The organism is Mesorhizobium atlanticum (genome assembly GCF_003289965.1).
In the GTDB taxonomy this organism is placed as follows: Bacteria; Pseudomonadota; Alphaproteobacteria; order Rhizobiales; family Rhizobiaceae; genus Mesorhizobium; species Mesorhizobium atlanticum.
The window spans coordinates 488,898-509,340 of sequence record NZ_QMBQ01000001.1; the positions used below are offsets into that span (position 1 = coordinate 488,898).

The following is a 20,443-nucleotide window of genomic DNA, read 5'->3' on the forward strand; positions in this document are numbered from 1 at the left end:
CAAGATACATCTCCTGGACATATGTGTCTAGACACTTCTGTCCAGAGCTTGCGCGCCGCCCCGTGCCATGTCACTTGTTCGTCATGACCATGATCGCTTCCCAGGACGAGCCGGCGCCCGGCAACATCAAGGTGACCCGCGCGGACTGGATCAATCTCGCGCTGCAAACGCTGATCTCCGACGGCATCGAGAGCGTGCGCGTGCTGACGCTGGGACAGAAGCTCGGCGTCTCGCGCTCGAGCTTCTACTGGTATTTCGAAAGCCGGCAGGACCTGCTCGACCAACTGCTCAAGCATTGGCACGAGACCAACACCACGGCGATCGTCGAGCGGGCGCGCCGGCCGGCCGACACCATCATCATGAGTGTGATGAACGTCTTCGAATGCTGGGCCGACGAGCGCCTGTTCGATCCCAGGCTCGATTTCGCCGTCCGCGAGTGGGCAAGGCGCTCGGATGACGTGCGGCGCATGATCGACAAGGCCGACGAGGAGCGTCTGCTTGCCATACGCGACATGTACCGCCGGCACGGCTATGAGAGCGAGGACGCCTTCATCCGCGCCCGCGTCCTCTATTACATGCAGATCGGCTACTACGTGCTTGACCTCAAGGAACCGGTCGAGGCGCGCGTCAGCCATCTCGCCGCCTATCTGCGCTCCTTCACCGGACTGGAGCCGAGCGAGGCGGATGTGGCGCATTTCATGCGCTTCATCGCGGCGCGGTGATATCGCTCTGCGTATTTGTTTTACGCAATTGCGGACGGAAAACCGCTACACAGTTTTCCTGGAATTGCTCCAGGCTGACGCAATTCCGGACGGAAAGCCGCTACACACTTTTCCTGGAATTGCTCAGGGCACAATCAACCATGGCGTTCAACAAAGCCCGGGTGTGGCTTCGCTGCCCTTGTGAGTGGTGCTAAAATGGTCGATTAGTCTGGCAGGGAGGGCGCCCCGGAACTGCCACGGCTGTTTCGGGCGGAAGTGCCGGGGTGGAATTCTGGAATGGACAATCCCTCTAAGCCACGCAGGAGAAGAGGCCGGATCGCTTCGGCGCTTCTCGCCGTGGACGCGTGGCTCGACAGCTCGCTCTACGAGATCGGTTTCAAGGCGCGCGAATTCTGGGAAGCGGCGACCATCTTTTCCCGCCGCTTCCGTGTGCATGGCTGGCGTCGCGCCATCATCGAGGTGCTGAGCGAGGGCTTCACCATGGGCGCCGGCGGCTTCGTGGTGCTGCTCGCGCTTGCCATGCCCGCCTTCGACATCACCACCGGCGACTGGCGCAACCAGGGCGACTTCGCCGTCACCTTCCTCGACCGCTACGGCAATGAGATCGGCCAGCGCGGCATCATCCAGCGCGATTCCGTGCCGGTCGACGAGATGCCGGACATCGTCATCAAGGCGGTGCTGGCGACGGAGGACCGGCGTTTCTTCGACCATTACGGCATCGACGTGCTGGGCCTGTCGCGCGCGATCTTCGAGAACGTGCGCGCCAATTCGGTGGTCCAGGGCGGCTCGAGCATCACGCAGCAGCTGGCCAAGAACCTGTTCCTGTCCAACGAGCGCACGCTCGAGCGCAAGATCAAGGAAGCTTTCCTGTCGCTGTGGCTGGAAGCGAACCTCTCCAAGAAAGAGATCCTGCAGCTCTATCTCGATCGCGCCTATATGGGCGGCGGCACGTTCGGTATCGAGGCGGCGGCGGATTTCTATTTCGGCAAGAGCGTCAAGGATCTGAGCCTTGCCGAGGCGGCGATGCTGGCCGGCCTGTTCAAGGCGCCGACCAAATACGCCCCGCACATCAACCTGCCGGCGGCGCGCGCGCGCGCCAATGTGGTGCTGTCCAACCTTGTCGACGCCGGCTTCATGACCGAAGGCCAGGTGCTGCAGGCGCGGCTGCATCCGGCCGACGTCGTCGACCGCGGCGAGCAGAAGAGCCCGGACTACTTCCTCGACTGGGCCTTCGACGAGGTCAAGAAGATCGCCAAGCCCGGCCAGCATTCGCTGGTCGCCCACACGACCTTCGACGCCAACATCCAGAAGGCTGCCGAGGAGTCGGTCGAGTTCCATCTGCGGCAATTCGGCAAGGAATACAACGTCACCGAAGGCGCGGTGGTGGTGATCGAGACCAATGGCGCGGTGCGCGCCATCGTCGGCGGCCGCGACTATGGCGCCAGCCAGTTCAACCGCGCCACCAAGGCGCTGCGCCAGACGGGCTCATCGTTCAAGCCCTATGTCTATGCCACCGCGATGGAGCACGGCTTCACGCCGGACTCGGTCGTGTCGGGCGGCGCCATCAGCTGGGGCAGCTGGTCGCCGCACAATTACAGCGGCGGATCGGCCGGCAACGTGACGCTGCTCACGGCGATCGCCAAGTCGATCAACACGGTGCCGGTGCGGCTCGCCAAGGATTACCTCGGCATCGGTCCGATCAAGGCAATGGCCGAATCGATGGGTGTCGAATCGCCGCTGGAATCGCACAAGACCATGGTGCTCGGCACATCCGGCATGACGGTGATGGACCAGGCGACCGGCTATAGCGTCTTTGCCCAGAACGGTTTCGTCGGCTCGCGCCACGGCATCACCCAGCTCGTCACCCGCACCGGCGAGGTGGTCTATGACTGGGCCAAGGATGCGCCGCCGCCACACCGGGTGCTGTCGGAAAAGGCGCTGAAATACATGAACACCATGCTGGCGGCGGTGCCGGTCATCGGCACGGCGCGGCGCGCCCAGCTCCCCAACATCGTCGTCGCCGGCAAGACCGGCACCACGCAATCCTACCGCGACGCCTGGTTCGTCGGCTTCACCGGCAACTACACGGCGGCCGTCTGGCTGGGCAATGACGACTTCACGGCAACCAACAAGATGACCGGCGGCTCGCTGCCGGCGATGGTCTGGCAGCGCCTGATGGTCTATGCGCACCAGAACATCGACCTGAAGCCTATCCCCGGTCTCGACCATCCGTTCGTCGACCCGGAGGTCGCGGCCAAGGCAGAGGAAGCGGCGAAGAAGGAAGCCGACGCCACGGCGGCGCAGGCCGAGGCCGAACGGCCGCCGGTGCTTTCCAGCCGCACCACCCAGACGCTGAGGGACATGACCAAGGCGTTCCAGGCCGCGCCCGTGCTCGATGCGCCCGCCCTGCCGGAAACGCTTTCGGCGCTTTAAGGCGTGTTGATATTCAGGTGAGGCCGCCCTGACCCAAATCTCAACACACCTTGGAGCGGCCCTCATGCGAAGCCGGCTTGCCACGGCACCCCGCGCCGCGATATCCCGGGCAACCTCCTCTGTTTGCGGCTCTCATGCTCAAGAACGCCATCCTGACGCTGCTTTCGCTTGCCATAGCCATCGGGCTTGGGGGCTACAGCGTCTGGTATGCGCTCAACGCGCAGGACGGCGTCGGGGCGATCCGCATCGGCCAATGGACCGCTTTCCCCGAAGTCGGGACTTTAGCCGCCGATCCCTATTCCAAGGCGCGCGTGGCGCGCGAGGGCGTGCTGGCGCTCGGCCAGGCCGAGGGGCTTGCCTTCGTCGCCGAGCGCGACGATGCGGGCGAGCCGCTGAGGCGCGAATGCACCTACACGATCGAAGGCAGTTATCCGACCGCTCGCTTCTGGACGCTCTACGCCGCCGACCAGTCGCTTGGCGTGATCGACACCGGCAAGCCGAGGCAGGCGGCGCTGCAGTCCTACCAAGTGCTGCGCCGGCCCGACAATTCCGTCGTCATTTCGGTCGGCAATCGCCCTGCGCCTGGCAACTGGCTGCTCACCGGCGGATCCGGGAAGATGTATTTCGTGCTGACCTTCTACGACACCCCGATAGCCTCGAGCACCGGCCTCTCCGACGTGACGCTGCCGCGCATCCTGAAGGCGGGCTGCAATGCGTAGGCTGCTGCATGCCCTGATCCTAGGCCTGCTCGGCGCCGGCATCGTGCATATCGTTGTGCTTTTCCTGGTGCCGGAATTTTCCGAACGCGATGCCTGGTCGCGGCTAGCGATGGCCTCCGACCTCTACAAGATGACGCGGCTGGATGCCGAAGCCGGCGGCGCGCCAGTGGTGAAATCGGTCGATCCGCTGTTTTACGCCGCCGCCTGCCGCTTCGACCTCGCCGACGGCTTGGTGCGGATCAAGGCGCCCGGCGACGTGCCGTTCTGGTCGGCCTCGGTCTATGACCGCAGCGGCCACAACATCTATTCCTTCAACGATCACAACGCCAATGGCGAGAAACTCGATACGGTGGTGCTGACCCCGGCGCAGATGATCGACGTGCGGCGCGACCTTCCGGAGGATCTGCAAGGCGCTATCTTTGTCGAGGCGCCGATCGAGGAAGGCATCTTCGTCGTCCGCGCTTTCGTGCCGGACGAGAGCTGGAAGCCGATCGTGTCGCGCTTCCTCGATCAGAGCACCTGCGATTTGCAGGACTACTGAGAAAGGCGAGCCTGTTCAGTGATGCGGCTTGGCGGGCGGCGGGGAGCTCGGCCTGCCGGAGCCGCTTTCGCCGGGCCGGGCCGCATCGGCCTGCGGGTGCAACTCATAGCGGACGCCGGGGAAAATGATGACCGCCGCCGCCGTAGTGGTGTCGTGACTTGCTCGATTTACAGGTGCCGCTCGCGGCACAAAAGACAGGACCATGCCCATGGTTCGCGCATTCCCTCTCGGTTTGACCGGAGCACAACGCAACGCCTCCAAGTTGATTAAGGGGCGTAGAGGGTTAACGGAGCGCTAACGGATCGCGGTTAATTTGATGTTTGTTTTCCTGAAGATGCGGAACCGGCCCGGCCGGATTGCGCGGTTCGGGAGTTGTGTCGAGTGTCGGGCGTATCCTCCGTGTCATCTTCGGATTTCAGGCAAATCGCTATCCGGACCGAAGCGGGAAAGGCCGAAAGGCTGTTCCGCGCCGCGGTGTCTGCCTTCTGCTCGCTGACGCGGCCCTCGCGCCGCGAGATTGCCCAGCTCGAGGACCTCACGCTGCCGCTGTTCGACGAGGTCTCGGTCGAGTCGCGCCGATATGTCGCCGCGGCCCTTTCCGAATGCGAATATGCGCCGACCGCGCTGGTGCGGCGGCTGGCCGAGGAGCCGGTCGAGATCGCGGCACCCCTGCTCACCCGCTCCAACGCGCTGAGCGACATCGACCTCATCGCGCTGATCGGCCGGCATGGGTTGCCGCACGCGCGCGCCATTGCGCGCCGCAAGGAGCTCAACTCGACGATCGCCGACCTGATCCGCGCCCTGGAAAGACCGACGCTGGTCAAGACGCGGCCGCCGGAAACGGTTACGAAGCTCACGCCGAGACCGGAGCCCGTTGCCAAGGCGGACACCGACCGCCCCGTGTCCGGCGAAGCGGCGGAGAACGCGCGGCGCCGCCTGCGGTCGATGATGCGCCCGGCCGGCGACGCAGCCGACGTCAATACCTTCCTCGGCCAGCCGGCTTATGTGAGGCTTCGCGAGACGGCGCTGACGGGCAACGCGGCCTTCTTCCAGACCGCGCTTGCCGATGCGCTGGAGATCGACTTCGCGACGGCCCGCTCGGTGACCGGGCAGTCGGGTTATGCCGCTCTGCTTGCGGCGCTGCGCGCCCTCGACCTCAGCGAAGACAGGGCCTTCCTGATCGCGGTCGCAGTCTATCCCGGCGAGTTCCCGCATCCGCAGGCGATCCGGCTGTTCCTCGACCGATACCGGCTGCTGCATCGCGAGGCGGCGCTGGACAAGGTGCGCGCCTGGAAGGCGGAGACTCTTTCGCGGGCCATCCGCGACAAGGCGGCCGACACTGTCAGCACGGAGCGACGCGACCCATCGAACGGCGACGACGCGAGCTCCGGCCTCAAGGCATCCTGATACGGTTTATTCGGCCTTAAGCGAAAGAAGCTCTTCAACCGGAACGGCTCCCGCTTCAATCTCGACCACCCAGATGTCGGGATCGAATTTCTTCTCCCGCTCCAGCCGCGCATCCAACGCCGAGCCATCCTCGCCAGCACCAAGCAAGGTGAAGAAGCGCTCGTCCGGCTTGGCCGAATCGTAGCTCGTCTGCGGCGCCGGCCCATAAAGAGCGACCTCCCCCAGACGCCCGCGCGACAGCACGAAGACGGCGCCCGCCTCGGTCGCGCCGCGCTTGACCACAGCGGCAAAACCGCCGGCGCCAAAGACACGGCGCACGAGGGCCGAGACCCAGAGATCGGTGGTCACGCGCATGAGTGGTTTCCGGATGTCATGCGCGGTTTCTTACCGCAAGAACTAAGGAACCGAAACGATCGTTGCCGACGCTCAGTTGGTCAGGCCGATCTCGCGCATCTTGACATAGACGGCTTCATCCGGCTCGCCGGTCTCGGGCAGGCCGAACAAGGCCTGGAATTCCTTGATCGCAGCCTTGGTGCGGGCGCCGACCTTACCGTCGAGCTGCATGTCGTTGTTGCCGAAAGCCTTGAGGCCCGCCTGGATCTTGACGATGCGGGCATCGGGCGATTGCGTGGCGCCATCGGCAGGGGCCGAGACCGGAATTACCGGTGGCCTGGCGGACGGCGCGGCTGCTGCCGCGCCGGCCGGCCGCGGCGCCGGATGTGGAATCGCCGCCGTCGTCTGGCGAGCGCCAAGCTGGTCGAGCAGCGCTCCGTCTATCTCGCCCGAGCCCGGGAGCCCGACTTTCAGCTGATAGGCCTGGATGGCCTTGCGCGTGGCCGGTCCAGTGAGACCATCGACCGTGCCGTCATAGAAGTTGAGGTCCTTGAGGATGCCCTGCACCTGCTGGACGATCGGGTCCGGCTTGGCGACCGGCTGTGCCGGCGGCTGGCGCACGATGTTGATGGTGGTCTCCGGCTCGTCCGAGACCGTATGCGGGAAATTCTCGATGCTGCGGGTGGCAAAGAAGGCGCTGGTGTGCGGAAAAGGCTGATACCAGAGCGCATTGGCCGAGACATAGAACAGCGTCACCAGGAAGGCTGTCGAACCGCCGACCAAGACCGGATTGCTTGCGATCAGCTGACCAACCGCGACCGCGCCCTCGGCAAGGACGCCGCGTTCGGGTTCGACCACCTTAGGCCGTTTTGCGGAGCGAGCCATTCCCCTCCCCATCTCTTTCCCCCTTCGGCTTCGCCGTCGGCATGGCCAGCACGCCAGGCTGCGCACCGGAATGGCGCTTCGGCCCGCTCACCGGCAGGCCGATCGTCACCGTGGTGCCCTCACCCGGGGCGCTCTCGATCGACATCGTGCCCTCGTGCAGCGCCACCAGGCCCTTGACCAGCGACAGGCCGAGCCCGGTTCCCTCGAAGCGGCGCGTGTAGTCGTTCTGGATCTGCACGAACGGCTTGCCGAGATTAGCCATATCCTCCTCGGCAATGCCGATGCCGGTGTCGCTCACCCAGAAATGCAGGCTCGAGCCGACGCGCTTGGCGCCGATCACCACGCTGCCGCCGTCGGGCGTGAACTTGACGGCGTTCGAAGCAAGGTTGATCAGGATCTGCTGGACCGCGCGACGGTCGGCATTGATCTCGCCGGCATCCGGCGCGATCTGGGTGGCAAGAACGATGCCCTTGGCGTCGGCCAGCGGCCGCATCATCGAGCGGCACATGTCGACGGCCTCGACGAAACGGAACGTCTCCAGCTCGGTCGCATAGGCGCCCGCCTCGATGCGCGAGACGTCGAGGATCGAGGTGACGACGGACAGAAGGTGCTGGCCGGACTCCCTGACCAGGCCGACATATTCCTTCTGGCGCGGGTCGTTGAAGGTGCCGAACATCTCATGCAGCAGCATGTCGGAAAAGCCGATGATGGCGTTGAGCGGCGTGCGCAGCTCGTGGCTGACCACTGCCAGGAAGCGGCCCTTGGCCACTTCGGCGGCCGCGGCGGCCTCCCTGGCTTGCGCAAGCTCCTCGCGTAGCGCCGCCACATTGTCGTTTTCGCGCAGCACCAGCATGAAGACGTCGCTGTCGGCTTCGCCGCGGAGCAAGTCGAGACTGAACGGACGGAAATTATCGGCCGCACTGGCTCCCTCGCGCGGCAAGCGGATGCGCAGCTCAAGCCGGCGCTTCGGTGCGCCCTCGCGCATGTCGGCCAAAGCGGTGAGATAGGCGACGCGGTCGGACAGATGGACGCGGTCGAACAGGCCGGTGCCGAGCAGGAGCTCCGGCGCCAGTTTCAGCACCGAACGCGCCCTGGCGGACGCGTCGAGCACTTCGCCCTGGCGGCCGACGCGCAGCACGACGGCATCGATCACATCCTCAAGACGATCGCCGACGGGCTCCGTCGGCCGCAGGCCGGCAGGATTGGCGAAGGCGGCGGCACGCGGCAACAATGTCAGCGCCCAGACCAGCGGCAGCAGCCAGTGCCAGGCGGCGATTTCGCCGAGCGGCAGGACCTGGCCGGCAAAGGGCTGGAGAACGATCGCGCAGACCGCCGCCAGCACGCTCGACAGCGCGGCGCGCCGCGATCCTGAAACCCACCAGGTTTCGACCGGCAATGCGAGGCCAAGCAGCGCGACCGGCGAGGCCAGTCCGCCCGCGGCCGCTATGGCGCCGGCAAGGGCGAGGCCGCCCAAGGCGACCGCCATGCGGCCGGCGAGCGCCATGCGTCCGGTGGCGGCGACCAGAAGCGCGGCGAACCAGCACAGGCCGAAAGCGGCAAAGATGGCGGCTACGGTGACGGCCGCGCCGAGGCTCGAAGTGACCAGCGTCACCGCGGCACCCGCGGCAAGGAAAGGCGCGGCGAGCATGACGCCGATAAAACGGCGCTGGCGCAGGCGTTCCGGCTCACCCGTCACGGTGGGATGGACCAAACGTTCGCAGCCGGCGGCAACCGCGCCAGGCAATTGAACGTATCTGGCTGAAATCGAACTCAACGCACGCGTACCCGGTCTTAAAAAACCCTGCCTGGCAGGTGACTCGTCAATCGGCTTGAAACTCGCATCCAGCGTTTAAGGAATGGATAAGGCTGATGGAGCCGGCGGCCCGGCCAACGCAAATATTGTGATGCCGGCCCCGCAAAGCACGCCGAGTTGGCGCCATGGTAAACGGCGCGTTAGCCGCGAGGCCTGTGCCAAAACGGACCTAAACGTGATGCGGCTAATCTCTATCGGGAATAAAATCGAGTAATTACAATGCGATATATGGTTATCATAAAGTTAATGAGGTCGATGAGATTCGACACAAGCTCGTTTCAAAACCAATTCCTTTCGAATTTGCCTAAAATTTGAGGAAAATTCGCGGCTTCGATGCAAGCCGTCCTTTGCGTGACCATGCCATTATCGTGCCCATAAAAGAGGTCATGCCGATGGATGCATGATCCGTCACGGATGGATAGACGATCCATCCCGCACGAGAGGCAAGTAAGATGGGCTTTCTGATCAGGATGGCTTTCTGGTTTTCGCTGGTGCTGCTGGCGCTGCCGCTCGGCGTCGGCCCGGGCGAGGACGGCCAGCAGAGCGTCGGGCCGATCCAGGCGCTGTTTGCGGCGCGCGAGGCGGTGGGCGACATTGCAGGGCTTTGCGAGCGCAAGCCCGATGTCTGCGAAACCGGTAAATCGGCCATGTACACCATCAGCGTTCGCGCCAAGGAAACGGCCAGGATCGCCGCGGCCATGATCGACGACCAGCAGTCCGGGCAGGCAGGCGCGCCGGAGACGAAGGTCGCGGATGACGGCTCGGTCACGACCACCGGCAGCGTCGTCGAGGACATCGTGCTGCCCGCCAAGGTCAACATTCCGGTGATGTTGACTTCCAAGAACTGAGACAATCCTCAGCCGCTACTCGGCTACGCCGCGGGCCCGTCCGACCTCTCGACGCCCGCGGCGTCTTTCTTTTTCCGTGACGCGGCCGTGCCGCGCCACTATATGCGGGCAATGACCACCCCGATCCAGACGATCCGTGACGACTTTTCCCTGCTCGACGAGTGGGAGGACCGTTATCGCTACGTGATCGAGCTCGGCGAGGGCCTGCCGCCTTTCCCCGAGGCGGAACGCACGGCCGCGAACAAGGTGCCCGGCTGCGTGAGCCAGGTGTGGCTCACCACCGAGCAGGGAGCGGGCGCCGATCCGGTGATCAGCTTCCAGGGCGATTCGGATGCTCATATCGTGCGCGGCCTCGTCGCCATCATGCTGGCGCTGTTTTCGGGCCGGCGGGCAAGCGAGATCCAGAACACGGACGCCGAGGCGACGCTGAAGGAGCTCGGCCTCGACGAGCATCTGTCGCCGCAGCGCGCCAACGGCCTGCGCTCGATGGTCAAGCGCATCAAGCGCGACGCGGAAGCCGCGCTGAAGCAGACGGCCTGATCCGGCCCATATTTGCCTTCGCTATCCAAAAAGCAAAACGGCGCCCCAGGGGCGCCGTCGAACTGCTTGCTGAGCTGAGACCGATCAGCGGCCCTTGCGCTTGCGGCCCAGACCCATCTTCTTGGCGAGCTGCGAACGGGCAGCCGCGTAATTGGGGGCGACCATCGGATAGTTGGCGTCAAGGCCCCACTTCTCACGGTATTCTTCCGGCGTGAGATTGTAATGGGTCATCAGGTGCCGCTTCAGCGACTTGAACTTCTTTCCGTCCTCGAGACAGACGATGTAGTCGTCATGGACGGAGCGCTTGGGATTGACGGCCGGCTTCTGCTTTTCGGCCGACGGCTGCTCCGGCGAACCACCGACGCGACCCAACGCGGCATGGACGTCGGCGATAAGGTTCGGCAGTTCCCCAACCGGCACCGGGTTGTTGCTGACATAGGCGGCGACGACATCGGCAGTCAGCTCGATCAGCGCATCACCGTTTTTCGAAGGTGTTTCGACGATTTCCATAGTGCTAAGGCCCCAACGAGAGTTGTTTCTGAAACTGCGCCCTTTTTTGCGAGATCGGGCATCGCGCGAATTTCATTCAGGAACGCCCTGCGATTCGCGTCAGGTCATCTTAATGACGCCGCATCGCAAGTAAGTCAATTCGCATATTGACTTACATTGGCCGATATTCATCAAATATTGCCGATTCAGCTTCAAAAATTCGTGCGCCGTGTAACTTCGCGAGATTCTTCTGGCCAGACCAGCATGCCGTGACGTTGCGTCATCCACATTTTAGACATCCGATCGCCGCTCGACATAGCCCGCGATGCTTGGCCAATGCTTGGATGCCTATTGCGCCAGCACGATGAATCCTGTGGCGCAATGTAGCGCAGGGAGCCCGCCTGGCCGGCCGGCCGACAAAGCGAGGCGACGGGATCCGTCAATATGGTGCGATGTACTTGCCGTAGACCCAGCCGGTGACGAAATGGCCATTCTGCGCCGGGTCGTGCCAGATCTCGCACCAGCGATAGCGGATTGCCTGACGCTGCTTCCATGGCGGCTGCCTGGCAATATCGAGCAGATTTACGCCACCGGTGCAGCGGCCGGTCATCTGCAGCACGGTGCCGTTCGGATACGCAGCCTGTTTTTGCGACGCGTTGGAGGGATATTTGCGCGCATTGAGGGTGTCGCCGAGCGGCACGCCCGCCACTTGCCAGGCGGCAAAGACGGTTGCATGAGACTGAGTGGAAAAAGCAAGCAATGCCGCGACGACAGCAGCAGACATTGCGGCAGAAACACAGGATTTCATCTTTTCCCCTTCAACTTGGCTTCTGTCGACCATCTTGAGCCGCGCCCCTTGAACCGCCGCCGAGCGGCGTGTTCATTCGTCATTCAAGCAAATTTCCGCAGCGAGACGTAATGACCAGAACTTCCGCCTTGATTTCCGCCTTCCCGGCCGCCAACCCGCCGACGCCCGAGAAACATCCGGTGTCCGACACGCATCACGGCATCACCCGCTCAGACGACTATGCCTGGATGCGGGCCGAGAACTGGCAGGCCGTGTTCCGGAACCCTTCCCTGCTCGACGGCAGGATCCGCGCCCATCTGGAGGCCGAGAACGCGTATCAGGCCGTTCTGATGGCCGGCACGGCGGACCTGCGCGGCAAGCTGTTTGCCGAGATGAAGGGCCGTATCAAGGAAGACGACTCCACGGTGCCGATGAAGGACGGCCCCTATGCCTACGGCTCTTCCTTCCGGCAGGGCGGCGAGCAGCCGCGCTATTTCCGCACCTCGCGCGATGGCGGCAGCGAGGAAATCCTGCTCGACGGCGACGCGGAGGCCGAGGGCAAGGCGTATTTCCGACTCGGCGGCGTCGACCATTCGGCCGACCATAGGAAGCTGCTCTGGGCATTCGACGACAAGGGCTCGGAGTTCTTCATGCTGCGCGTGCGCGATCTCGCGGGCGGCAAGGACCTTGCCGACCAGATCCCGGATACGGGCGGCGGCGGGGTCTGGAATGCCGGCGATGACGGCTTCTTCTACACCCGCCTCGACGACAACCATCGCCCGTCGAAGGTGTTCTTCCACAAGCTCGGAGACAAGTACGAGAACGACCGGCTGATCTATGAGGAGACCGACCCGGGTTTCTTCATGGATGTCAGCGGCACGCGCGCCAATGACTGGATCATCATCGGCATCAACGACCATGAGACGTCGGAGTACCGGCTTCTGCCGGCCGATGATCCATCCGCGGCGCCCCGGCTGGTGGCGGTGCGGGAGGCCGGGCTGCAATACGACCTGGAAGAAGGCGGCGACGTCTTCTTCATCCTCACCAACGCCGACGGCGCCAAGGATTTCAAGATCATGACCGCGCCGGTCGACAATCCGGTGCGCGCCTACTGGCAGGAACTGGTGCCGCACGAGCCTGGACGGCTGATCCTCTCGGTGCTCGGTTTCAAGCACCATATGGTCAGGCTGGAGCGCAAGGACGGCCTGCCGCGCATCGTGGTGCGCGAGCGCGCCAGTGGCGAGGAGCATTTCATCTCGTTCGACGAGGAGGCTTTCTCGCTCGGCCTTTCCGGCTCCTACGAATACGACACCGAGGTGATGCGCTTCACCTATTCGTCGATGACGACGCCGGCGCAGGTGTTCGACTACAATATGCGCAGCCGCGAGCGCGTGCTCCTAAAGACGCAGGAAGTGCCCTCCGGTCACGATCCCGAGCACTATGTCACGCGCCGGCTGATGGCGCCGGCCGCGGATGGCGAGCTGGTGCCGATCTCGCTGCTCTACCATCGCGATACGCCGCTGGACGGCTCAGCACCCTGCCTTCTTTACGGCTACGGCTCCTACGGCATCACGGTGCCTTCGGCCTTCAATACCAACTGCCTGTCGCTGGTCGACCGCGGCTTCGTCTACGCCATCGCGCATGTGCGCGGCGGCAAGGACAAGGGGTATGGCTGGTACGAGGACGGCAAGCGGGCGAAGAAGATGAACACCTTCACCGATTTCATCGCCTGCGCCCGCCATCTCGTCGCCGAGCGTTACACAAGGCATGACTGCATCGTCGCGCAAGGCGGCTCCGCCGGCGGCATGCTGATGGGGGCGATCGCCAACATGGCGCCGGAAAGCTTCGGCGGTATCGTCGCCGAGGTGCCGTTTGTCGACGTGCTCACCACCATGCTCGACGCCAGCCTGCCGCTGACGCCGCCGGAATGGCCGGAATGGGGCAACCCGATCGCATCCGCCGACGACTACAAGACGATCGCCGCCTATTCGCCCTATGACAATGTCGCCGCGCTCGACTATCCGCCGATCCTTGCGCTGGCGGGTCTCACGGATCCGCGCGTGACCTACTGGGAACCGGCGAAATGGGTGGCCAGGCTGCGCGAACGCAAGGCCGGCGGCAACCCGGTCCTGTTCAAGATCAACATGGATTCCGGTCATGCCGGCGCGTCGGGCCGCTTCTCGCGGCTGGAGGAGATCGCCTACATTTACGCCTATGCCTTGAAAGTGACAGGCAAAGCCTGATTTTCCACTCGCAATCCACAAGAGCGCGCGTTACGCAATGCACGGTCGTCCTGGGCGCGGTCATCTCGGATGCCGCGTTCAGACCAGCCAATCTCCATTCAACAAGGTTCGTCATGCTGCTCGTCGACACCTATCTCGACAAATCGTCCATCCAGGGCATCGGCGTCTTCGCCAGGCATCGCATCCCGAAGGGAACGCTGATCTGGAAGCTCGACCCGCGGTTCGACCGGCGCATTCCCGTCGACACCTATGAGAGCCAGACGGGACCGGTGAAATCCTATCTCGACCGCTATTCCTATCCGGACCGTCACGACCCGAGCTTCATCGTGTTCGAAGCCGACGACGCGCGCTACATGAACCATGACGACGACCCGAACTGCGACGTCTCCTCGCCCGAGGAAACCTACGCGCTGCGCGACATCGCTGCGGGCGAGGAACTGACCTGCAACTACAATCACTTCTTCGAAAACGGCTTCGATTTCCTGGGCGACCGCCACCCGTAACATAAAGGTCAACTCGCCGGCTTGCGCGCCGGGTAGCCGTTGGGATGCGGTGGGACAGCCTTGAGATAAGCGGCGATTGCCGCACGGTCGTCCGACGTCAGTTGCGCCATGTTTCGCTGCACTTCGACCATCGAGCCGCCAACGGAATCGAAATCGGGCGTGAAGCCGGTCTCGAGATAGTTGGCGATATCTGCTTCCGACCAGCTCTTGATGTTCTTCCCGTCGGGGGTGATGTTCGGCACGATACCCGAGCCTTCGGCGGCCACGGCGCCCGCCAGCCACTCACCCTTCTTCGGACCGCCGGCGATGTCGCGTGGCGTGTGGCATTCGCCGCAATGGCCAGGCCCCTCGACCAGATAGCGGCCGGCCAGCACCTTGTCTGGCGTGCCGTCCGGCAATGCGATCACCGGCTCGGGACTGAGATAGAGCCATTTCCACAGGCCGATGCCGCGGCGGATGGTGAAGGGGAAGGAGAGCTTGTGGTCCGGCGCCTTGCCGGCGACCGCCGGCAGCGTTTTCATGAAGGCGTAGAGATCGGCGATGTCGGTCGGCTTCATGCGCGCGTAGGACGCATAGGGAAAGGCCGGATAGAAATGCTCGCCCGAAGGCGAGACGCCTTTCAGCATGGCGTTGGCGAAGTCCTCCTCGCTCCAGGCGCCGATGCCGTCCTTCCGGTCCTGCGAGATGTTGGGCGGAACGAAGGTGCCGAACGGCGTCTTCAGCTCGAGGCCACCGGCCAGTTGCAGCCGGGCGTCGCCCTCGGCACCGGGCTTGGAATGGCAGGAGGTGCAGCCGCCTGCATAGAAGATGCGCTTGCCCCTGGCGGCGTCGCCAGGGCCGAGCTGCGCGGCGGTCCCGGCGTCAAGCCTGATCGGCGCCGACAGCGCCCAACCGGCCGCGGCCGCAGCGCCGCCAAGCAAGATGACGGCGCCGACGAGCTTCTTCAGCCAGGACATCGCCGGCGATCAGCTCTTCTTGACCCTGTAGCTCTGATGGCAGGCGCCGCAATCGCCGCCGAGGGTGTTGAGCTGCGCCTTCAGACCATCGACATCGCCCGGCGGCGAGGCAACCGCTTCCTTGGTGTTGGCCAGGAACTTGTCCTCGGCGGCCTTGAAGCCGGCCATGTCTTCCCAGATCTTCGGCGCGGCCGTGGTGTCGCCTTGATCGCTGCCGGCCGGGAAAAGCTTTTCGGCATCGAACTTCTCGGCATTGGCCTGCAGGGCCTTCAGCGTCGTCAGCACGGCGGCCGCGTCGAAATCCTCCTCGCCCTTGACCACCTTGGACAACTGGCCGGCGAGCTTGCCGCGCTCCTTCATCAGCGCCTGGCGCTCCTGAATCGGATCGGCAAAGGCGACCGAACCGGCAAAGGCGAGCATAGAGATGGCAAGGACAAGCTTTCGCATTCAATTGGCTCCGTGGTGAAAAAAGTTCGCGACTACGGCATTTCACCGTTCCACGGCGAAATGCTCTATCTCCTCGTTGGCACAATTCCGGACGGAAAACTGTTCCACACCTCGTCTGGAATTGCTCCAGACGTTAACGGACCCGACCATGGAAATATTCCCCCGGTGCCGTCACGATTTTCCCACTCGCGATCAATCTGCTGTGTTGGCAGATAAAGAAAAGCCCCGGCTTGCCGGGGCTTTTCTTCATCAAAAATCGCTCAGCCTTTAGCCTTTTCGTACATTTCCAGGACATGGTCCCAGTTGATCAGGCTGTCGACGAAGGCTTCGAGATATTTCGGCCGCGCGTTGCGGTAGTCGATGTAATAGGAATGCTCCCAGACGTCGACGCCGAGGATCGGCGAGCCGCCATGCACCAGCGGGTTCTCGCCGTTCGGCGTCTTGGAAATCTCGAGCTTGCCATTCTTGACCGAAACCCAGGCCCAGCCGGAGCCGAACTGGGTGGTGCCGGCGGCGATGAAATCCGCCTTGAACTTGTCATAGCCGCCGAGATCGCTGTCGAAGGCCTTCTGCAGCGCGCCCGGCAACTTGTTGCCGCCGCCGCCCTTCTTCATCCACTTCCAGAAATGGATGTGGTTGTAGTGCTGGGCCGCGTTGTTGAAGAGCCCGGCATTCTTGCCGAAGGACTGCTTGACCACCTCTTCGACCGACAGGTCGCCAAGGCCGGCCTCGGCGGCCAGCTTGTTGCCGTTGTCGACATAGGCCTTGTGGTGCTTGTCGTGGTGATACTCCAGCGTCTCCTTCGACATATAGGGCTGAAGCGCCTCGTAGTCGTAAGGCAAGGCGGGCAACTCAAAAGCCATGGATGGTACTCCCTCGAGGAAAAAATCCGGTCAACTACCGAACTTAGATAGGTCTGGAATGGGTTGGGGCAACTCCGGAATGAAGCGCCGAGCGACTTTAGAGCAATTCGCGGAAAAGTGTGAAAGGGTTTTCCGTCCGGAATTGCGCCAAACAGGAGAAAGAGTGGGTCGCCGCTCGGTGAAACGCTGAAACTCCAGCGGCTCAAGCAGCGGACGTCGAATGCGCCCAGTCCCAATAGAGTTCGCGCGCCTTCTTGGCCACGGGCCCGGGCTGCAGGTCGCGGCTCTCGATGCGCGTGACCGGCACGACCTTGGAATGGTTTCCGGTCGAGAAGATTTCGTCGGCCTCGAGGAAATCGCGAACCGACAGCGTCTTCTCGATGGTCCTGAAGCCGTAGTCGCCAAGCAGGTTGATGGTGCGCGAGCGGGTGATGCCCGACAGGAACGTGCCGTTCGGGGCGGGCGTCATCACATGGCCGTCCTTGACCAGGAAGATGTTGGACGTGCCGGTCTCGGCGACATTGCCCAGCATGTCGAGCACGAGCGCATTGTCGAAGCCGCGATTCTTGGCCTCCAAGATGGCGCGGCCGTTGTTGGGATAAAGGCAACCCGCCTTGGCATTGGTCGGCATGGTCTCGATGGTCGGGCGCCGGAACGGCGAGACGCCAACCGAGAAACCGGATGGCGGGATCATCGGCGATTCGTACAGGCAGAGGCAGAAGCGGGTCGAATCCGGATCGGCCGGCACGCCCATATAGCCGCCATGCTCGGCCCAATACATCGGCCTGATATAGACTGCCGTCTTGCCGTCGAACTTCTTCAGGCCGTCCCAGGTCAGGCCGACGATCTCTTCCGTCGTCATCGACGGCTTCAGGCCAAGCGCCGCCGCCGAAGCGTTGACGCGGGCGGAGTGAAGCTCGAGGTCGGGCGCCACGCCTTCGAACCAGCGGCCGCCGTCGAAGACGCTGGTGCCGAGCCACATGGCGTGGCTGCGCGGTCCGAGAATGGCAACGTTGCCCTCGTACCAGTCGCCGTCCACATAGGTCCATGTCGCGGATTGCGCCGCAGCCGCCAGTGTCATGTTCGCCGTCCAAATGAGTGATTTCCGGCGGCCATAGGAAAATGCTTTGACGGCCGGCGTCAACCGACATCGGGAAAAATCGTTGAGGCCAGAGGCACTTGACTGCAATCAATGCTTGCACGGCAGGCCCGCGCGCCGCAAAACTCAAGCCATGCATCATGCGGCCTATGTCTTCGACGCCTATGGCACGTTGTTCGACGTGCACGCCGCCGTGCGCCGCCACGCCGGCGAGATCGGGCCGGACGGCCAGTTGCTGTCGGAAATCTGGCGCGCCAAGCAGCTCGAATATTCCTGGGTGCGGACGCTAATGGGCTCTTACGCCGACTTCTGGCAACTGACCGAGCAGGCGCTGGATTTTGCGCTGCGCAAGGTGCCCTCGGCCGATCCAGCGCTGCGGACGAAACTGCTCGAAGCCTATTGGCGGCTCGATTGCTATCCGGAAGTGCCCGCCGTGCTAAAGGCGCTCAAGGCGTCCGGCGCGAAGCTTGCAATCCTCTCCAATGGTTCGCCGGAAATGCTCGACGCGGCGGTCAAATCCGCCGCGCTCGACCAGATCCTCGACAACGTGTTTTCGGTCGACCAGGTCAAACGCTTCAAGACCGACCCCTCGGTCTACGACATGGTGGTCACCGGTTGGCGGCTTTATCCGGGAGCGGTGTCGTTCCAGTCGTCGAACCGCTGGGATATAGCCGGTGCGACCAAATTCGGTTTCCGTACCGTCTGGATCAACCGGACCAACCAGCCGGATGAATACCGCGACTTTCCGCCAGGGCTGATCCTGCCTTCGCTCGACGGCCTGCTGGCGGGCGCCTAAAGCAATTCCAGGAAGAGTGTAAAGCGGTTTTCAGTCCGGAATTGCGTCAAGAAAGACGAGGTGGCTCGCCGTTTCCTTGAAACGGCGAGCCACCCTGACATCGCTGTTGCTGCAGCGCAACAGCCGTGACGTGGTCACAGCTTCGCCTTTTTCTGTCCACCCTCAGGCCAGAATTGGAACCGCCTATCACGGCCGACTGTTATGGATGCCGGCAGCAATAGCCTTCGCATTCATGCTTTCTTGCAAATTAAGACCTAGAAAAGGCAACCATGTCAGACGCTTCCTTCCGCATCAGCCGCCGTGGCTTCCTCAATTTCACAGCCCTTGGCGCTGCTTCGGTTGCCGTGTCCGCCTGCACCACGACCAGCGATCAAGGCCCGGCACCCATCCAAACGCCGCCGCCTCAGGCTCCTGTCGAGCCGCCGCTTGGCGATTATGAGACGATGTATGGCGCGATGTCCGACAATGGCTTCGACCTGCCGGCCATTCCGGTGAACAAGATCGATCACAGATTCCTGCGCCAGATCGTTCCCGATCCGACCGGGCAGCGCCCGGGTACCATCGTCGTCGATACCACCGGCCATTTCCTCTATCTGGTGCGCGAGGGCGGCCAGGCGATCCGCTACGGCGTCGGCCTCGGCCGCGCCGGCTTCGAATGGTCGGGCGATGCCGTCGTGCAGTGGAAGCAGAAATGGCCGAAATGGACGCCGCCGGACGAGATGGTCGCGCGCCAGCCGGAGCTGACGCAATACAGCGCCAAGAATGGCGGCATGCCCGGTGGCCTGAAGAACCCGCTCGGCGCCCGCGCGCTCTATCTCTTCCAGGGCAACCAGGACACGCTCTATCGCCTGCACGGTTCGCCCGAATGGTGGTCGATCGGCAAGTCGGTTTCGTCGGGCTGCGTGCGCCTGATCAACCAGGACATCATCGACCTTTACGACCGTGTGCCCACGAAGACCCCGGTCATCGTGACGGCCAATATCGGCGCGCCGGAAGAGGACATGCCCGAGCGCAAGGCGATCCCGATCGACAACGGGGTGCCGACGGGCTCGATCCTGCTTGGCCCGGTGAAGCGGCTCACCAACGAGATTTTCTGACGAAGCCGATCCATCAGCGGTGCTTGGCCAATATGGCGGCCGGCACCGCGACCCAGCGCTGGAATGAAAATCGGTTATCGGGGCAGGCCCGAAGCCTCCGGCCCAGCTGGACCACACAAAACTTTCAAGACTGGATGTTCTAAGCAGGCCGGACTTCGGGCATTTTATGGCGGCAAGGAGTTTCGCCATGTACATCCCGCCCGCCTTCCGTGACGACGACAAGGAGAGCCTCAAGGCAACGATCCGCGCCGCGCGGCTGGCGACGCTGGTCACCGCCACGGCGGAAGGACCGCTGGCAACGCCGCTGCCGCTTTTCCTCGATGACAGCGAAGGCGAGCACGGCGTGATCTACGGCCATGTCGCGAAGGCAAACCCGCAATGGCGCGTGCCGGTGCTGGGCGACGGCCTGGCGATCTTCATGGGCCCGGATGCCTATGTGACGCCCGCCTGGTACCAGACCAAGCAAGAGACCGGGAAGGTGGTGCCGACCTGGAACTATCTCGCGGTCCACGCCCATGGGCCGATCGAGTTCTTCGAGGATGCCAACCGACTGCTCGAGGTGGTGACCCGCCTGACCAACCTGCATGAAGGCGAGCGTAGCGCCCCCTGGGCCGTGTCGGACGCGCCGGCGGATTTCATCCAGTCGCAGTTGAAGGGCATCGTCGGCCTGCGCATGCCGATCACGAAGCTCGAAGGCAAGCGCAAGATGAGCCAGAACCGCAACGCGACCGATCGCGCCGGCGTGCTGGCCGGCCTAGCGGCAAGCGAGCGGCCCTCCGACCGCGAGGTCGCGCCGCTCATTCCGGTGTGAAATCCGATCCATCGTGCTTGCCGGCAGCCTGGGTGTTTCGGTTCTTGCGCTGGCAAGCGGCAAGTTGTTCACCGCTCTGAAGCTGACCTGCGCCATCCAAGAGGTGCCTCG

21 protein-coding genes are annotated in these 20,443 nt (G+C 63.5%); 12 read left to right on the forward strand and 9 right to left on the reverse strand.

What is annotated here, in order from left to right; all coding sequences use genetic code 11:
• Window positions 1-83 precede the first annotated feature (83 nt).
• The 5 genes from DPM35_RS02735 to DPM35_RS02760 all read left to right on the forward strand — a co-directional run bounded on the left by DPM35_RS02735 (window position 84) and on the right by DPM35_RS02760 (window position 5,822).
• Window positions 84-722: a TetR/AcrR family transcriptional regulator gene (locus DPM35_RS02735; protein WP_112126210.1), complete on the forward strand. Its 639-nt coding sequence runs from the start codon at window positions 84-86 to the stop codon at window positions 720-722.
• 276 nt (window positions 723-998) lie between these two features.
• Entirely contained in the window at window positions 999-3,155 is a 2,157-nt protein-coding gene (locus DPM35_RS02740; RefSeq protein ID WP_112125776.1) for a transglycosylase domain-containing protein, read from the forward strand.
• A gap of 134 nt (window positions 3,156-3,289) precedes the next feature.
• Window positions 3,290-3,874, forward strand: coding sequence for a DUF1214 domain-containing protein (locus tag DPM35_RS02745; RefSeq protein ID WP_112125777.1), 585 nt, complete (start codon window positions 3,290-3,292; stop codon window positions 3,872-3,874).
• Window positions 3,867-4,415, forward strand: a complete 549-nt coding sequence (locus tag DPM35_RS02750; RefSeq protein WP_112125778.1) for a DUF1254 domain-containing protein — start codon at window positions 3,867-3,869, stop codon at window positions 4,413-4,415. The genes DPM35_RS02745 and DPM35_RS02750 overlap by 8 nt, the downstream gene beginning before the upstream one ends.
• Before the next feature lie 399 nt (window positions 4,416-4,814).
• Window positions 4,815-5,822 carry a DUF2336 domain-containing protein gene (locus DPM35_RS02760; protein WP_112125780.1) on the forward strand — a complete coding sequence of 336 codons (1,008 nt, stop codon included), beginning with the start codon at window positions 4,815-4,817 and terminating at the stop codon, window positions 5,820-5,822.
• A 6-nt stretch (window positions 5,823-5,828) separates the two neighbouring features.
• Here the strand turns inward: DPM35_RS02760 and DPM35_RS02765 are convergent, their stop codons facing one another.
• The 3 genes from DPM35_RS02765 to DPM35_RS02775 form a co-directional block, all read right to left on the reverse strand.
• Complete coding sequence (locus DPM35_RS02765) at window positions 5,829-6,176, reverse strand: DUF1491 family protein (RefSeq protein ID WP_112125781.1); 348 nt, start codon at window positions 6,174-6,176, stop codon at window positions 5,829-5,831.
• 72 nt (window positions 6,177-6,248) lie between these two features.
• The gene (locus DPM35_RS02770; protein ID WP_112125782.1) at window positions 6,249-7,040 is read right to left on the reverse strand and encodes a peptidoglycan-binding domain-containing protein; all 792 of its coding nucleotides are present in this window, start codon (window positions 7,038-7,040) and stop codon (window positions 6,249-6,251) included.
• On the reverse strand, window positions 7,015-8,751 hold the full coding sequence (locus DPM35_RS02775; protein WP_112126211.1) for a sensor histidine kinase: 1,737 nt from the start codon (window positions 8,749-8,751) through the stop codon (window positions 7,015-7,017). The genes DPM35_RS02770 and DPM35_RS02775 overlap by 26 nt, the downstream gene beginning before the upstream one ends.
• 554 nt (window positions 8,752-9,305) lie before the next feature.
• On the opposite strand from DPM35_RS02775, the gene DPM35_RS02780 reads away from it, so the two are divergent.
• Both DPM35_RS02780 and DPM35_RS02785 read left to right on the forward strand, forming a co-directional pair.
• A complete protein-coding gene (locus DPM35_RS02780; RefSeq protein WP_112125783.1) occupies window positions 9,306-9,701 on the forward strand; it encodes a DUF5330 domain-containing protein in 396 nt (131 codons plus the stop codon).
• 111 nt (window positions 9,702-9,812) lie between these two features.
• Entirely contained in the window at window positions 9,813-10,241 is a 429-nt protein-coding gene (locus tag DPM35_RS02785; RefSeq protein ID WP_112125784.1) for a SufE family protein, read from the forward strand.
• Window positions 10,242-10,325: 84 nt separating this feature from the next.
• Here DPM35_RS02785 and DPM35_RS02790 read toward each other — a convergent pair whose 3' ends face one another.
• Both DPM35_RS02790 and DPM35_RS02795 read right to left on the reverse strand, forming a co-directional pair.
• Window positions 10,326-10,751, reverse strand: a complete 426-nt coding sequence (locus DPM35_RS02790; protein WP_027164827.1) for a Ros/MucR family transcriptional regulator — start codon at window positions 10,749-10,751, stop codon at window positions 10,326-10,328.
• 418 nt (window positions 10,752-11,169) lie between these two features.
• On the reverse strand, window positions 11,170-11,514 hold the full coding sequence (locus tag DPM35_RS02795; RefSeq protein ID WP_425373343.1) for an SH3 domain-containing protein: 345 nt from the start codon (window positions 11,512-11,514) through the stop codon (window positions 11,170-11,172).
• Between the two features lie 134 nt (window positions 11,515-11,648).
• On the opposite strand from DPM35_RS02795, the gene DPM35_RS02800 reads away from it, so the two are divergent.
• Both DPM35_RS02800 and DPM35_RS02805 read left to right on the forward strand, forming a co-directional pair.
• Window positions 11,649-13,760 carry a S9 family peptidase gene (locus DPM35_RS02800; protein ID WP_112125786.1) on the forward strand — a complete coding sequence of 704 codons (2,112 nt, stop codon included), beginning with the start codon at window positions 11,649-11,651 and terminating at the stop codon, window positions 13,758-13,760.
• Window positions 13,761-13,873: 113 nt separating this feature from the next.
• Window positions 13,874-14,263 carry an SET domain-containing protein gene (locus tag DPM35_RS02805; RefSeq protein ID WP_112125787.1) on the forward strand — a complete coding sequence of 130 codons (390 nt, stop codon included), beginning with the start codon at window positions 13,874-13,876 and terminating at the stop codon, window positions 14,261-14,263.
• Window positions 14,264-14,271: 8 nt separating this feature from the next.
• Here the strand turns inward: DPM35_RS02805 and DPM35_RS02810 are convergent, their stop codons facing one another.
• The 4 genes from DPM35_RS02810 to DPM35_RS02825 all read right to left on the reverse strand — a co-directional run bounded on the left by DPM35_RS02810 (window position 14,272) and on the right by DPM35_RS02825 (window position 17,610).
• Window positions 14,272-15,219, reverse strand: coding sequence for a cytochrome c (locus tag DPM35_RS02810; protein WP_112125788.1), 948 nt, complete (start codon window positions 15,217-15,219; stop codon window positions 14,272-14,274).
• 9 nt (window positions 15,220-15,228) lie between these two features.
• Window positions 15,229-15,666, reverse strand: a complete 438-nt coding sequence (locus DPM35_RS02815) for a c-type cytochrome (RefSeq protein ID WP_112125789.1) — start codon at window positions 15,664-15,666, stop codon at window positions 15,229-15,231.
• A 260-nt stretch (window positions 15,667-15,926) separates the two neighbouring features.
• The gene (locus DPM35_RS02820) at window positions 15,927-16,529 is read right to left on the reverse strand and encodes a superoxide dismutase (RefSeq protein WP_112125790.1); all 603 of its coding nucleotides are present in this window, start codon (window positions 16,527-16,529) and stop codon (window positions 15,927-15,929) included.
• A 202-nt stretch (window positions 16,530-16,731) separates the two neighbouring features.
• On the reverse strand, window positions 16,732-17,610 hold the full coding sequence (locus DPM35_RS02825) for a branched-chain amino acid aminotransferase (protein ID WP_112126212.1): 879 nt from the start codon (window positions 17,608-17,610) through the stop codon (window positions 16,732-16,734).
• Window positions 17,611-17,761: 151 nt separating this feature from the next.
• Between DPM35_RS02825 and DPM35_RS02830 the strand changes: the two genes are divergently transcribed.
• The 3 genes from DPM35_RS02830 to DPM35_RS02840 all read left to right on the forward strand — a co-directional run bounded on the left by DPM35_RS02830 (window position 17,762) and on the right by DPM35_RS02840 (window position 20,332).
• Window positions 17,762-18,424 (forward strand): haloacid dehalogenase type II, encoded by a 663-nt coding sequence (locus DPM35_RS02830; RefSeq protein ID WP_112125791.1) that lies wholly within the window; start codon window positions 17,762-17,764, stop codon window positions 18,422-18,424.
• 269 nt (window positions 18,425-18,693) lie between these two features.
• Window positions 18,694-19,521 (forward strand): L,D-transpeptidase, encoded by an 828-nt coding sequence (locus DPM35_RS02835; RefSeq protein ID WP_112125792.1) that lies wholly within the window; start codon window positions 18,694-18,696, stop codon window positions 19,519-19,521.
• A 187-nt stretch (window positions 19,522-19,708) separates the two neighbouring features.
• The gene (locus DPM35_RS02840; protein ID WP_112125793.1) at window positions 19,709-20,332 is read left to right on the forward strand and encodes an FMN-binding negative transcriptional regulator; all 624 of its coding nucleotides are present in this window, start codon (window positions 19,709-19,711) and stop codon (window positions 20,330-20,332) included.
• The last annotated feature ends 111 nt before the right edge of the window (window positions 20,333-20,443 follow it).

Bases quoted from the DNA above. Each gene is read 5' to 3' on its own strand.
- DPM35_RS02810 (WP_112125788.1), bottom strand. From the start codon at position 15,219: ATGTCCTGGCTGAAGAAGCTCGTCGGCGCCGTCATCTTGCTTGGCGGC.
- DPM35_RS02825 (WP_112126212.1), bottom strand. From the start codon at position 17,610: ATGACACTGGCGGCTGCGGCGCAATCCGCGACATGGACCTATGTGGAC.
- DPM35_RS02750 (WP_112125778.1), top strand. From the start codon at position 3,867: ATGCGTAGGCTGCTGCATGCCCTGATCCTAGGCCTGCTCGGCGCCGGC.
- DPM35_RS02790 (WP_027164827.1), bottom strand. From the start codon at position 10,751: ATGGAAATCGTCGAAACACCTTCGAAAAACGGTGATGCGCTGATCGAG.
- DPM35_RS02770 (WP_112125782.1), bottom strand. From the start codon at position 7,040: ATGGCTCGCTCCGCAAAACGGCCTAAGGTGGTCGAACCCGAACGCGGC.
- DPM35_RS02815 (WP_112125789.1), bottom strand. From the start codon at position 15,666: ATGCGAAAGCTTGTCCTTGCCATCTCTATGCTCGCCTTTGCCGGTTCG.
- DPM35_RS02785 (WP_112125784.1), top strand. From the start codon at position 9,813: ATGACCACCCCGATCCAGACGATCCGTGACGACTTTTCCCTGCTCGAC.
- DPM35_RS02745 (WP_112125777.1), top strand. From the start codon at position 3,290: ATGCTCAAGAACGCCATCCTGACGCTGCTTTCGCTTGCCATAGCCATC.
- DPM35_RS02800 (WP_112125786.1), top strand. From the start codon at position 11,649: ATGACCAGAACTTCCGCCTTGATTTCCGCCTTCCCGGCCGCCAACCCG.
- DPM35_RS02820 (WP_112125790.1), bottom strand. From the start codon at position 16,529: ATGGCTTTTGAGTTGCCCGCCTTGCCTTACGACTACGAGGCGCTTCAG.
- DPM35_RS02830 (WP_112125791.1), top strand. From the start codon at position 17,762: ATGCATCATGCGGCCTATGTCTTCGACGCCTATGGCACGTTGTTCGAC.
- DPM35_RS02740 (WP_112125776.1), top strand. From the start codon at position 999: ATGGACAATCCCTCTAAGCCACGCAGGAGAAGAGGCCGGATCGCTTCG.
- DPM35_RS02835 (WP_112125792.1), top strand. From the start codon at position 18,694: ATGTCAGACGCTTCCTTCCGCATCAGCCGCCGTGGCTTCCTCAATTTC.
- DPM35_RS02765 (WP_112125781.1), bottom strand. From the start codon at position 6,176: ATGCGCGTGACCACCGATCTCTGGGTCTCGGCCCTCGTGCGCCGTGTC.
- DPM35_RS02805 (WP_112125787.1), top strand. From the start codon at position 13,874: ATGCTGCTCGTCGACACCTATCTCGACAAATCGTCCATCCAGGGCATC.
- DPM35_RS02840 (WP_112125793.1), top strand. From the start codon at position 19,709: ATGTACATCCCGCCCGCCTTCCGTGACGACGACAAGGAGAGCCTCAAG.
- DPM35_RS02735 (WP_112126210.1), top strand. From the start codon at position 84: ATGACCATGATCGCTTCCCAGGACGAGCCGGCGCCCGGCAACATCAAG.
- DPM35_RS02795 (WP_425373343.1), bottom strand. From the start codon at position 11,514: ATGTCTGCTGCTGTCGTCGCGGCATTGCTTGCTTTTTCCACTCAGTCT.
- DPM35_RS02780 (WP_112125783.1), top strand. From the start codon at position 9,306: ATGGGCTTTCTGATCAGGATGGCTTTCTGGTTTTCGCTGGTGCTGCTG.